The sequence below is a fragment of the Thauera propionica genome (genome assembly GCF_002245655.1).
In the GTDB taxonomy this organism is placed as follows: domain Bacteria; phylum Pseudomonadota; class Gammaproteobacteria; order Burkholderiales; family Rhodocyclaceae; genus Thauera; species Thauera propionica.
Window position 1 is genome coordinate 44,780 of record NZ_NOIH01000014.1, and the last position, 11,325, is coordinate 56,104.

The 11,325-nt window shown below is 67.0% G+C and carries 12 protein-coding genes; 4 read left to right on the forward strand and 8 right to left on the reverse strand.

Annotated features, from left to right (window positions below):
• Positions 1-158: 158 nt before the first annotated feature.
• Genes CGK74_RS12325 through CGK74_RS12335 form a run of 3 tightly spaced genes read right to left on the reverse strand, consistent with a single transcriptional unit; the run spans position 159 to position 1,381 of the window.
• Complete coding sequence (locus CGK74_RS12325) at positions 159-458, reverse strand: hypothetical protein (RefSeq protein ID WP_004292424.1); 300 nt, start codon at positions 456-458, stop codon at positions 159-161.
• A complete protein-coding gene (gene rpsD, locus CGK74_RS12330) occupies positions 455-1,066 on the reverse strand; it encodes a 30S ribosomal protein S4 (protein WP_094268773.1) in 612 nt (203 codons plus the stop codon). The genes CGK74_RS12325 and rpsD overlap by 4 nt, the downstream gene beginning before the upstream one ends.
• Positions 1,067-1,081: 15 nt before the next feature.
• Entirely contained in the window at positions 1,082-1,381 is a 300-nt protein-coding gene (locus CGK74_RS12335; RefSeq protein WP_004292427.1) for a hypothetical protein, read from the reverse strand.
• 220 nt (positions 1,382-1,601) lie between these two features.
• On the opposite strand from CGK74_RS12335, the gene feoB reads away from it, so the two are divergent.
• Together feoB and CGK74_RS12345 are read left to right on the forward strand one after the other, a co-directional pair.
• Positions 1,602-3,563 carry a ferrous iron transport protein B gene (gene feoB / locus CGK74_RS12340; RefSeq protein WP_094268774.1) on the forward strand — a complete coding sequence of 654 codons (1,962 nt, stop codon included), beginning with the start codon at positions 1,602-1,604 and terminating at the stop codon, positions 3,561-3,563.
• Positions 3,564-3,576: 13 nt separating this feature from the next.
• Positions 3,577-3,831: a ferrous iron transport protein A gene (locus CGK74_RS12345; protein ID WP_004264446.1), complete on the forward strand. Its 255-nt coding sequence runs from the start codon at positions 3,577-3,579 to the stop codon at positions 3,829-3,831.
• Positions 3,832-3,842: 11 nt separating this feature from the next.
• On the opposite strand, the gene CGK74_RS12350 is transcribed toward CGK74_RS12345, so the two are convergent.
• Together CGK74_RS12350 and CGK74_RS12355 are read right to left on the reverse strand one after the other, a co-directional pair.
• On the reverse strand, positions 3,843-4,556 hold the full coding sequence (locus CGK74_RS12350; protein ID WP_004264447.1) for a response regulator transcription factor: 714 nt from the start codon (positions 4,554-4,556) through the stop codon (positions 3,843-3,845).
• Between the two features lie 17 nt (positions 4,557-4,573).
• Complete coding sequence (locus CGK74_RS12355) at positions 4,574-6,133, reverse strand: ATP-binding protein (RefSeq protein ID WP_094268775.1); 1,560 nt, start codon at positions 6,131-6,133, stop codon at positions 4,574-4,576.
• Positions 6,134-6,342: 209 nt separating this feature from the next.
• Here CGK74_RS12355 and CGK74_RS12360 point away from each other — a divergent pair, with 209 nt between their 5' ends.
• Together CGK74_RS12360 and CGK74_RS12365 are read left to right on the forward strand one after the other, a co-directional pair.
• Positions 6,343-7,980, forward strand: coding sequence for an acyl-CoA synthetase (locus CGK74_RS12360; protein WP_094268776.1), 1,638 nt, complete (start codon positions 6,343-6,345; stop codon positions 7,978-7,980).
• A gap of 114 nt (positions 7,981-8,094) precedes the next feature.
• Complete coding sequence (locus CGK74_RS12365; protein WP_094268777.1) at positions 8,095-9,510, forward strand: solute carrier family 23 protein; 1,416 nt, start codon at positions 8,095-8,097, stop codon at positions 9,508-9,510.
• Between the two features lie 72 nt (positions 9,511-9,582).
• Here CGK74_RS12365 and CGK74_RS12370 read toward each other — a convergent pair whose 3' ends face one another.
• From CGK74_RS12370 to CGK74_RS12380, 3 genes are all read right to left on the reverse strand, one after another.
• Positions 9,583-9,909 carry an AzlD domain-containing protein gene (locus CGK74_RS12370; protein WP_094268778.1) on the reverse strand — a complete coding sequence of 109 codons (327 nt, stop codon included), beginning with the start codon at positions 9,907-9,909 and terminating at the stop codon, positions 9,583-9,585.
• Positions 9,906-10,610 (reverse strand): AzlC family ABC transporter permease, encoded by a 705-nt coding sequence (locus CGK74_RS12375; RefSeq protein WP_094268779.1) that lies wholly within the window; start codon positions 10,608-10,610, stop codon positions 9,906-9,908. Before CGK74_RS12375 ends, CGK74_RS12370 begins: the two co-directional genes overlap by 4 nt.
• 77 nt (positions 10,611-10,687) lie before the next feature.
• Positions 10,688-11,263 carry a TMEM165/GDT1 family protein gene (locus tag CGK74_RS12380; RefSeq protein WP_094268780.1) on the reverse strand — a complete coding sequence of 192 codons (576 nt, stop codon included), beginning with the start codon at positions 11,261-11,263 and terminating at the stop codon, positions 10,688-10,690.
• Between the last annotated feature and the right edge of the window lie 62 nt (positions 11,264-11,325).

An 11,325-nucleotide genomic window follows, 5' to 3' on the forward strand; every position in this document is an offset into this window, starting at 1 on the left:
CGCGAATCATTCCTATTTGATTTCAATCAAATCTGCATGCGCTCGCTTGCCGAAATCACTTCTTGAATCTCGGGCAGCCCTTGCAGGGCTTGTCCTTCTTGCAGCACTTCTTGCTCATCAGGATCTCCATAACGGTCCCGCCCCAGGCCGGAACCGTCTCAGTGCGAAACGCGCGAGGCTTCAACCGCTGGCTGTTCGCTCAGCAAGGCATACGCACGCCAGTCCTCCACGAGGCTGGACGCGCACTCGCGCACCTCGGCGGCAATGCGCTGATCGGCGCCGATCACCTGCAGATGATCGACAATGGCCCGTGCAAGCGCGGGGGACTGCCGCGCCGGAAAGCGCGACAGCAGCTGAAGCACGGCAGCCAGCGCCAGCTCGGGTCGCGTACCGTAGTGCGGCGCCGACTCGCGCGAGGCACTGAAGTCCTGGCCGCAGCAGGGAGGCAGGCCGCTCACAGCCGCACCGCGTAGTATTCGACGACCTGCTGGACGTCGACCGGGAACGGGACCTCGTCGGGCGACGGTGTGCGCGTGACGCTGGCAGCGATGGCTGCTTCATCGAAGCTGAGCCACTCCGGACGCGTCAGTGCAGGCTCGCCGATCGTCTCGACGACGAAGGGAATTCGGCGGCCACGCTCGGTGAGCTGGATGCGGTCGCCCGGCTTGATGCGGATCGAGGGGATATTCACCGAGCGGCCGTTGAGCAGCACGTGCTTGTGGCGCACGAGCTGGCGCGCCGCCACCGCAGTGGGGGCGAAACCGGCGCGGAACACGAAGTTGTCGAGGCGACGCTCGAGCAGTTCGAGCAGCTTGTCGCCGGTCGGTCCACGGTCGCGCTTGGCCTCGCGGAACAGGCGCTGGATCTGCTTTTCGCCGAGGCCATAGTTGAAGCGCAGCTTCTGCTTCTCGATCAACTGCACGCCAAAACCCGACTTGCGTTTCGGGCGCTGGCCGTGCTGGCCCGGCGGGTAGTTGCGCTCACCGAGGGGCTTGCGCGACAGGCCGGGCAGTTCGGTGCCGAGCGCACGCATCACTTTCAGACGGGGGCCGGTGTAACGGGACAAGATGATCTCCTTCGATCAGTTCGGGAATGAAGCGGTTGAAACGCAGCCGCGCGAAGAGCGCGAGCGAAGCCGACTCGAAGTCGAGGCATCGCCGACTGCGTTCGCGCCGCCGAGATGTCGCGGATGGGATATCGCCTGGTCGAGTTGTTCGCACGATGTCATCAGCTCCTGATCCAGGGTGCTGGCGTCAAGGCAACGCAGCAGCAAGCCCGCCTGGTGCGCAGCACGGGGACAGCCGGTATCGAGGTAGCGCGAAACGTGCATCAGCACGCCGGCCAGCAGACGGGTCTGCTCGAGGGTCGAGTCCGTTGCCATGGAACACCTCTCTTAGTTGCGAATGATTCGCAATATCATCGATGCACCGTAGCTTGTCAACAAGTCACGAAGAATCGAGCCCCGCCGTCGCTGCCCGCCGACGCACCAAATGCCGGTGCGGGCCCGGACCGAGCGCGAGACTTGAGATAGATCAGGAAATAAAAAATGAGATCCATTATCATTAACGAATTGGCAATACCGGGGCATCGCCTTCAGCACCATGAATCACGCCGTCTCGCTCGCTTCTCCATCCGGCGCCCTGCGCACCCTCGCCCTCGTCGGCCATCCCAATGTCGGCAAGTCGGTGCTGTTTCACCGCCTCACCGGCACCTACGTCACGGTGTCGAACTACCCTGGCACCACGGTCGAGGTATCGCGTGCCGCGCCGCGCTTCGACCGCGAGGCCTCGCTGCTGGACACCCCGGGCGTGCTGGCCCTGCCCTCGCGCAGCGACGACGAGCGCGCCACCATGCGCGCGCTCCTCAATGAGGACATGCGCACGCTGATCCAGGTCGGCGACGCCAAGAACCTGCGCCGCACGCTGAACCTGACCGCCCTGCTCGCCGAACTGGGCGTGCCGATGGTGATGGCACTGAACATGACCGACGAGGCCAAGGCCCGCGGCGTGCATGTCGACGCCGCCGCACTGGGCGAGACCCTCGGTGTGCCGGTCGTCGCCACGGTCGCCACCGGCGGCGAAGGCGTCGCCGCGCTGACCGACGCCCTGCCGCACGCCGCCGTGCCCGCCCCGTTGCTGCGCTACGACCCGGTGCTCGAGCGCGACATCGTGCGCATCGAACAGCTGATCCTCGGCACCTGCCCGCATCCGCGCCTGGCCGCGCGCGGGCTGGCCATCCTCGCCATCGGCCGCGACCCCGAGGTCGAGGCCTGGCTGGCCGCGCAGCCCGGTAGCGAGCCGCTGCGCGCGACGCTTGCCGAACTCACCGCCGCCATCGGCCGCGACTCGCTGCCCGCACGCCTCGCGCGCGAGCGCGGCGGCGCGGCCGAGGCGCTCGCGCGCACCGTCACCCAGCAGGCTGGCGGCAAGGACCGCACGCTGTCGATGCTGCTCGGCCGCGTCGCTGTGCACCGCCTGTGGGGCTGGCCGATGCTGCTCGGCGTGCTCTATCTCGTCTATCTCTTCGTCGGCGACTTTGGCGCCAGCACCCTGGTCGGGTTGCTCGAAGAAGACTTCTTCGGCGAGGTGCTGAATCCGGCGGTCACTGACTTCGTACACAGCCACATCTCCACGCCCTGGCTCGCCGACCTCTTCGTCGGCGAGTACGGCCTGTGGACGATGGGCATGACCTACGCGCTGGCGCTGATCCTGCCGATCGTCACCACCTTCTTCCTCGCCTTCGGCGTGCTGGAGGACTCCGGCTACTTCTCGCGCCTGTCCGTGATCGCCAACCGTCTGTTCGCCGCCATCGGGCTGAACGGCCGTGCGGTGCTGCCGATGGTGCTGGGCCTGGGCTGCGTGACCATGGCCACGCTCACCACCCGCATCCTGCACACCCCGCGCGAACGCCTCATCACCATTTACCTGATGGCACTGGCGATTCCCTGCTCGGCGCAGCTGGGCGTGGTGCTCGGCCTGCTGGGCGGCATCTCCTTCGGTGCCACGGTGATCTGGGTCGCGGCGATCGTCCTGGTGCTGCTGTTCACCGGCTGGCTGGCGAGCAAGGTCGTGCCCGGCCGGCGCGTGCCGCTGATCACCGAGCTGCCGCCGATGCGCATGCCGGTGCTGGGCAACGTGCTGAAGAAGACCGGCGGGCGGCTCAAGTGGTACCTGATCGAGGTCATCCCGCTGTTCCTGATCGGTACGCTGATCATGTTCGTGCTCGACCGCAGCGGCGCGCTGCCGTGGATCATCGAGGCCGGCAAGCCGCTGGTGGTGGGCTGGCTCGGCCTGCCGCCCGAGGCCAGCGCCGCGTTCGTGATGGGCTTCCTGCGCCGCGACTTCGGCGCCAGCGGCCTGTTCGCGCTGCAGGGCGAGCTGTCGATGGTGCAGGCGGTGGTCGGCATGGTCACGATCACCCTGTTCGTGCCCTGCATCGCCAGCCTGATGATGATCGTCAAGGAACAGGGGATGAAGGTCGCCGCGCTGATGCTGGCGATGATCATCCCCACCGCCTTCCTCGTTGGCGGTCTGCTCAACCACGGCCTGCGGCTGTTCTTCTGAAGGAGCCCGACGCATGAACGCCAACCGCACGCCCACGCACGAACGCATCCGCCTCACCGGCACGCCGGTCGGCCGCATGGTCCGCATCACCGACTTCGGCGACGAGATCGATCCGCTGCAGCGCGAGCAGCTGCACGCCTACGGCCTGTCGGCCGCGCACGCGGTCAAGGTGCTGCAGCAGACGCCGATGACGGTGCTGCTGTGTGAACACGTCGAACTCGCCATCGAACACGAAGTCGCCCGCCACCTGTGGGTGGCGATGGCCTGAGGCCCGGGCTCTCAGCGCCAGCTCACCGGGGTCGCCAGCAGATAGCCGGCGCCGTACACCGTCTTGATGAACTTGCCGCTGTGCCCGCCCTGCTCGAAACGCTTGCGCAGGCGCGACACGCGCAGATCAATGCTGCGGTCGAGCGCGCTGACGTCGCGCCCGGACAGCAACTGCTCGCGCGACAGGATCTGGTTCGGACGCTCGAGGAAGGCGATCAGCAGCTGCGACTCGGCAAGGCTCAACGTGTCTTCGACACCGTCCGGCGACACCAGGCGGTGGGTGGCGCATTCGAAGCGCCAGCCCGCGAAGGATGCCACCCGCTGCCCGCCGCCCTCATCCGGCGGCTCCGGCTGGTAGCGGCGCAGGATGCTGCGCACGCGTGCGATCAGCTCGCGCGGCTCGAAGGGCTTGACCACGTAGTCGTCGGCACCCAGCTCCAGTCCCATCACCCGGTCATGGGTGTCCTCGCGGCCGGTAGCGATCAGCAGGCCGAAACGATAGCGGCTGCGCAACTGCTGCAGCACCTCCATGCCGTCCATGTCGGGCAGGCCCAGATCGAGGATGGCGAGGTCGGGCTGCTGCACGCGCAACTGGCGCAGGAAGTCTCCGCCACTCGAGAAAACCGCATGGCGGAAGCCGAAACGCTCCAGCGTCCCGGCGATCAGCCTTGCCACACCCTCGTCGTCCTCGACGACATGAATCAGCGCCTGCGCCTTGTCGTTCAATCCCCGTCCCCGAATGGTCAGGCGATCGCGGCGTGCAGGGCCTCCAGCAGGCGGTCCTGCGAGAACGGCTTGTCGAGCATCGGCAGGCCGAAATCCTCGCGGTCGGTATCGACCTTGTCCGCATAGCCGCTCATCAGCACCACCGGCAGCTCGGGCCGGAAACGGCGCACGAAGCGCGCCAACGCACGCCCGTCCATGCCGCCCGGCATCACGATGTCCGACAGCACGAGCGCGATCGCAGGGATATTCTCGACCATGTCGGCCGCCTCGTGGCCACTTTCGGCCTCGAGCACCGCGCAGCCGAGCGCCGACAGCTGCTTGCGCACCACGTCGCGCACCTTGTCGTCGTCCTCGACCAGCAGCACCAGGCGCCCGGCAAGCGTGTCCGCCGCCAGGGTCGCCACATTCCCGGCCGGCTCGGGCCGCAGCTGAGCCGCACGCGGCGCACAGGGCAGCAGCAGCGACACCGTGGTGCCCACCGCCTGCCGGCTGCGAATGCGCACCCCGCCACCCGACTGCTTGATGAAGCCGTACACCATGGCCATGCCCAGTCCGCTGCCGAGGCCGAACTTCTTGGTGGTGAAGAAGGGCTCGAACACGTGCGTCAGGGTCGCACTGTCCATGCCGGTGCCGTTGTCGCTCACCGCGATCTGCACGTAACAGGCCGGCGGCAGCTCGAGATCGGCGGCGGCGGCGCCTTCTATGCAATCGAGCGAGCACTCGATGCGCAGCTCGCCGCCATTGGGCATGGCATCGCGCGCATTGAGCGCGAGGTTGAGCAGTGCGCTCTCGAGCTGGTTGGGGTCGACCAGCGCATGCAGCTCGACGTCGCGCGACGCGGTGGTGATGGTGATCGAATTGGGCAGCGAACGCCGGATAAGCCGCGCCATGCCCAGCACCAGTTCGTTGACCTCGACCACCTCCGGCACGATCGGCTGCTGGCGCGAGAAGGCGAGCAGCCGCCGCACCAGCCCCGCTCCGCCCTCCGCGGCGGCCAGCGCCGGGTCGACGTACTCGGCCACGACCGGTGCCAGTTCAGGATGCGCGCCGAGCGCCTCGGCCAGCCCCTGCAGGTTGCCGATCACCACCGTCAGCATGTTGTTGAAGTCGTGCGCAAGCCCACCGGTCAGCTGCCCGATCGCCTCCATCTTCAGGGCCTGCGCCAGCGCGCTCTGCGTGCGCCGCTGCTCGGTGATGTCCACCGCATGGACGTAGCAGCCCACCACCTCGCCTTCGGGGCTGAAATCCGGCACCAGCGTGCTGCGCGCATACAGCGTCTCGCCGCCGCGGCTGGGCATGCTGTACTCGTAGCTGACCTCCTCGCCAGCCAGCGCGCGCCGTACCTTGTCCTCGACCTGGTCGAACACGTGGCGGCCGATGACCTCGAGGATGCTGCGGTCCTTCATGCACTCGCTGGTCGTTCCGAACCACTGCGCGTAGCGCTTGTTGCCGTAGCGGAACACCCAGTCGTGGTCGAAATAGCCGACGTGCGCGGGGATGGTGTCGGTGATCTGGCGCAAGCGCACTTCGCTGTGGCTCAAGGCCTTGCCGCCCCTCGATCCCTGCCCCGAACTCATGCCTGCCCGCTCCTGCCCCGACGGGGAAAACATGTCATTCTAGTGAGCGCCCCGGCACGGGCAAGGGCTCGACAAGATTCAGTACATTCCGACGAAATTGCGGACAAGATTTTTTGCCATCCTCACGCGCGGAGGGAGAATGGACGTCGGGATCCGCGCAGTTCATCCCCGACCGATAACCCGTTTCTAAAGATGGGAGTGGAGAAAGAATGTCGAATGCGTACGCTCAAGGACTGGACAAGAATCCGGCCAACTACGTCCCGCTGTCGCCGCTGAGCTTCATCGAGCGCTCGGCGATGGTGTACCCCAACCGCACCAGTGTCGTGCATGGCACGCGCAGCTACACCTGGAGCGAAACCTATACCCGCTGCCGCCGCTTGGCGAGCGCACTGGTCGCGCATGGTGTTCAGCGCGGCGACACCGTGGCGGTGATGCTGCCCAACGTGCCGGCGATGTTCGAAGCCCACTTCGGCGTGCCGATGACCGGCGCCGTGCTCAACACGCTGAACACCCGCCTCGACGCCGAGGCCATCGCCTTCATGCTGCAGCACGGCGAGGCCAAGGTGCTGATCACCGACCCCGAGTTCGCCGGCGTGGTGCGCGGCGCGCTCGACCTGCTCGAAGGCAACAAGCCGCTGGTCATCGATGCGCTCGACGACGAGTACCCGGGCACCGAGCGCGTGGGCACGCTGCTGTACGAAGACTTCATCGCCGGCGGCAACCCCGACTACGTGTGGAGCCTGCCCGCCGACGAGTGGGACGCGATCGCGCTCAACTACACCTCCGGCACCACCGGCAACCCGAAGGGCGTGGTCTACCACCACCGCGGGGCCTACCTGAATGCCGCCTCCAACATCATCAGCTGGGGCATGCCGCAGCACGCCGTGTATCTGTGGACGCTGCCGATGTTCCACTGCAACGGCTGGTGCTTCCCGTGGACGATGGCAGCCAACGCCGGCGTCAACGTCTGCCTGCGCAAGGTCGACCCGGCGCTGATCTTCGAGCTGATCCGCCGCCACAAGGTCAGCCACATGTGCGGCGCGCCGATCGTCTACGGCATGCTGATCAACGCCCCCGACCCGCTGCGCGCGGGCATCGAGCACAGCGTCGCCGGCCTCATCGCCGGTGCCGCCCCCCCGGCCGCCATCATCGAAGGTGCCGAGCGCATCGGCTTCGACATCACCCACGTCTATGGCCTGACCGAAACCTACGGCCCGGCCTCGGTCTGCGCCAAGCACCCCGAGTGGAACGAGCTGCCCATCGACCGCCGCGCCGAGCGCAACGGCCGGCAGGGCGTGCGTTACCACATGCAGGAAGCGATCACCGTGCTCGACCCGATGACGATGGAGCCGGTGCCTGCCGACGGCGAGACCATGGGCGAGATCATGTTCCGCGGCAACCTTGTCATGAAGGGCTACCTGAAGAACGAGAAGGCCACGCAGGAAGCCTTTGCCGGCGGCTGGTTCCACACCGGCGACCTGGCCGTCCTGCATCCCGACGGCTACGTCAAGATCAAGGACCGTTCCAAGGACGTCATCATCTCCGGCGGCGAGAACATCTCCTCGCTGGAAGTCGAGGAAGTCCTGTACCGCCACCCGGCGGTGCTGACGGCCGCGGTCGTCGCCAGGCCCGACGCCAAGTGGGGCGAGGTGCCGGCGGCCTACATCGAGGTCAAGGAAGGCGCCGGCGTCACGGCCGACGACATCATCGCCCACTGCCGCGAGCACCTGGCGCGCTTCAAGGTGCCCAAGCACATCGAGTTCTGCGTGCTGCCCAAGACCTCGACCGGCAAGATCCAGAAGTTCGCCCTGCGCGAGATGGCCAAGTCGGCCTCGGCGATCGAGTAATTCCCTAGCACGTCCCTTTCCGAGCCGTTCCCGGCCTGACCGGCCCGCTGTCGCAAGACGCGGGCCGGCGGGACGGCTTTTGCCCAAAACAAACAACAACACCCGGAGTTCAACATGGCTATCCAACGCCAACACGGTGCCGAGCACCCGTACTGGCCGCTTGGCCCCTTCAAGGTCCGCCTGCCCTTCATCCACTACCGCTGGGAGTACCCGGAGATGGTGCAGGGCCTGTTCATGTTCGTGGTCGGCCTGGCCATGATCCCGCTGCTGCAGAAATACCTGGGCATGCCCTACGAGGCGGCGCTGGCGTTCTGCGTCATTGCCGGCATCGGCTACATGCTGCCGGCGCTGCTGGGCGTGCCGCTGGTGCCCGGCTGGATCACGCCAGCGATCCCGGTGGTCATCCTCTTCCTGCAGGGGTTCGAGCCCGGCCCCGACGCCGTGCGCGCAATGTTCGCGCTGCAAATCATGGTGTTCGTGATCTTCCTGTTCCTGGGCATCACCGGCCTGGGCAACAAGCTGGTCACCGTCATCCCCAACTCGCTCAAGAGCGGCATCATCATCGGCGCGGGCATCGCGGCGATGATGGGCGAACTGAAGGCCGGCGGTCGCATCGACAGCACGCCGGTGTCGCTGCTGCTCGGTTCGATCGTGTCCGCCTACATCCTGTTCTCGCTGTCCTTCAAGCACATCGTCGAGACCAACAAGCTCGCCAAGACGATCTCCAACTTCGGCATGATCCCCGGCCTGTTCGTGGCGATCCTCGTCGGTTGGGCTGTCGGTGAATATCCGCTGCCGGACATCCAGTGGGGCATCACCCAGCCCGACTTCAAGGGCATGACCGAGTACCTGATCTTCGCTGTCGGCGTGCCCAGCCTGGACATGTTCCTGCTCGCCATCCCCACCGCGATCATCGCCTACGTGATCGCCTTCGGCGACATCCTGGTCGGCTTCACGCTGTGCAAGCGCGTCGACCACCTGCGCCAGGACGAGCAGATCGAACTCGACGTCACCCGCGTTCACCTGGTCACCGCGCTGCGTAACGGCATCCACGCCTTCTTCGCGCCCTGGCCCGGCCTGGCCGGCCCGCTGTGGACCGCCGCCCACGCCACCGTGGCCGAACGCTACGCGCTGGGCCGCAAGTCGATGGACTCGATCTACTCCGGCGGCGGCACCTTCTGGATCACCGGCTTCATCGCGCTCTTCATCCTGCCGCTGGTGTCCTTCTTCAAGCCGGTGCTGCCGATCGCGCTGTCGCTCACGCTCGTGCTGACGGCCTACATCTGCATCATGGTGGGCATGGAAGAACTGAAGAGCTCGACCGAGCGCGGCGTGGCCGGCATCGTCGCGGTGACGCTGGCGATGCCCGATCCGAAGGCGACGGTGTACGCGGTAGTCATCGGCCTCGTGCTGTACTGGCTGATCGAGCGCCCGAACGCCGCTGCACGTGCCAAGCAGGACCTGTCGATCATCGGCGACAACACCGCCGACATCGAAGCGGGCGACGAGCACGGCGTAGCCCGGAAGTAAGCGCGCCAGCGGGGCTCCGGCCCCGATGCGCATCGCAAGAGCCGCGAAAGGGGCTGGTGCCGGTAGCGAGCGCTACCAGCCCAGCCCCTTTCTCATCAGCAACAGCAAGCCCATGCCAAGCAGGAAGGGCAACCAGGGATTGCGCCAGCGCAGCGCCACGGCGATGACGACCAGGCCGGCGGCCAACTTGGGGTTGAAGGGCGACACCTCGCCGCCATCGATCAGCAGGTCGGGTACCACCAGCGCGGACAGCGCCGCTGCCGGCGCGTAGCGCAGCGCGCGCTGCAGGGCCGGCGGCAGGCGCCCCTTCTCACCGAGCAGGATGAAGCTGCCGCGGGTCAGGACCGTGGTCGACCCGATCGCCAGCAGCGTGAGCCACAACCAGATGCCTTCGCTCATCGCGGCGCCCTCCCGGACAGCGCCCGCTCCGCCAGGAACCCCGCGCCAATCCCGAGCGCGATGCCGACAATCAGGCCCATGCGCAGCGGCAGATCCCTCAGCAGTACCGCCCCCAGACCGCCCACCAGCGCCGCCAGCCACATCGGCCGCTCGCGCAGCATCGGGATCACCATTACCGTCAGCGCGATCGTGGTCATGAACTCGAGCGACCAGTCGCGCGGCATCACGCTGGCACCGAGCACGCCCACCAGCGTGCAGCACTGCCAAACCAGCCAGCAGTAAACCGACGGCGCGATGTAGTAACCCCAGCGCCAGTGCGGATCATCCGCCTTGATGAGCTTGTCTGCGCCCACGGCGAACAGGCCATCGACCAGCAGGTAGCTCGAGGCCAGTCGGCGCATCAGGGGATGGCCGTGAAAGACCGGTGCGAGCGCCGCGCTGAAGATGACGAAGCGCAGGTTCAGCACCATCGCGGTAGCGAAGATCAGCCACAGCGGTGCGCCGCTGGCGATGAGCGGCAGCGTGCCCAGTTGCGCGGTGCCGGCATAGACCAGCACGTTCATGCCCATGGCCTCGAGCGGCGACAGGCCGATCGAGCGCATCGCGATGCCGGTCACCATGGCCCAGGGCACGAGCCCGACCGACAGCGGCAGGAAGTCGCGCAGCCCCTCGCGGGCGCCGCGCCGAAAAGCGGATTCCATTCGGATGAGATCGCAAAAGCGACCAAGCATAGCAGCCGGAATGGAAAAGATTCAGCTTCCCGGACCGTGCGACTGCATCAGAAGCCCAACGACTCGCCGGCACCCAGCAAGGTCGCCACGCCCAGCACGGCAAAGATCACCGCCGCGATGCCGTGCACCAGGCGCACCGGCATGCGCTGCGCGATGCGGTCGCCCAGCAGTACCGCCGGCACGTTGGCGATCATCATGCCCAGCGTCGTCCCCGCCACCACCGCCACCAGGGCCTGATACTGCGCCGCCAGCGCCACCGTGGCGATCTGCGTCTTGTCGCCCATCTCGGCGAGGAAGAAGGCCACCACCGTGGCACCGAACACCCCCAGGCGCGGCAGGCGGGCTTCGTCTTCGTCGAGCTTGTCGGGAATCAGCGTCCATACCGCCATCGCGAGGAAGGACAGGCCCAGCACCCAGCGCAGGGTCTGCGGCCCCATCAGCGTGGTCAGCCAGGTGCCCACCGCGCCGGCAAACGCATGGTTGGCCAGCGTCGCGACCAGGATGCCGGCGACGATCGGCCAGGGACGGCGGAACTTGGCCGCGAGGATGAAGGCGAGCAGCTGGGTCTTGTCGCCGATCTCGGCGAGCGCGACGATGCTGGTGGAGATGAGAAAGGCGTCCATGTCCGGGCGAACTCTACGGGGGAGCGCAGTCTACCCTGCTCCCGTCCTGCCTGCTGCACCGC

What these genes read in the sequence shown, in the direction of transcription:
- CGK74_RS12335 (WP_004292427.1), bottom strand. Translation starts at nt 1,381, where the DNA reads ATGGCAACGGACTCGACCCTCGAGCAGACCCGTCTGCTGGCCGGCGTG.
- feoB (WP_094268774.1), top strand. Translation starts at nt 1,602, where the DNA reads ATGAATCACGCCGTCTCGCTCGCTTCTCCATCCGGCGCCCTGCGCACC.
- CGK74_RS12345 (WP_004264446.1), top strand. Translation starts at nt 3,577, where the DNA reads ATGAACGCCAACCGCACGCCCACGCACGAACGCATCCGCCTCACCGGC.
- CGK74_RS12355 (WP_094268775.1), bottom strand. Translation starts at nt 6,133, where the DNA reads ATGAGTTCGGGGCAGGGATCGAGGGGCGGCAAGGCCTTGAGCCACAGC.
- CGK74_RS12360 (WP_094268776.1), top strand. Translation starts at nt 6,343, where the DNA reads ATGTCGAATGCGTACGCTCAAGGACTGGACAAGAATCCGGCCAACTAC.
- CGK74_RS12365 (WP_094268777.1), top strand. Translation starts at nt 8,095, where the DNA reads ATGGCTATCCAACGCCAACACGGTGCCGAGCACCCGTACTGGCCGCTT.
- CGK74_RS12370 (WP_094268778.1), bottom strand. Translation starts at nt 9,909, where the DNA reads ATGAGCGAAGGCATCTGGTTGTGGCTCACGCTGCTGGCGATCGGGTCG.
- CGK74_RS12375 (WP_094268779.1), bottom strand. Translation starts at nt 10,610, where the DNA reads ATGGAATCCGCTTTTCGGCGCGGCGCCCGCGAGGGGCTGCGCGACTTC.
- CGK74_RS12380 (WP_094268780.1), bottom strand. Translation starts at nt 11,263, where the DNA reads ATGGACGCCTTTCTCATCTCCACCAGCATCGTCGCGCTCGCCGAGATC.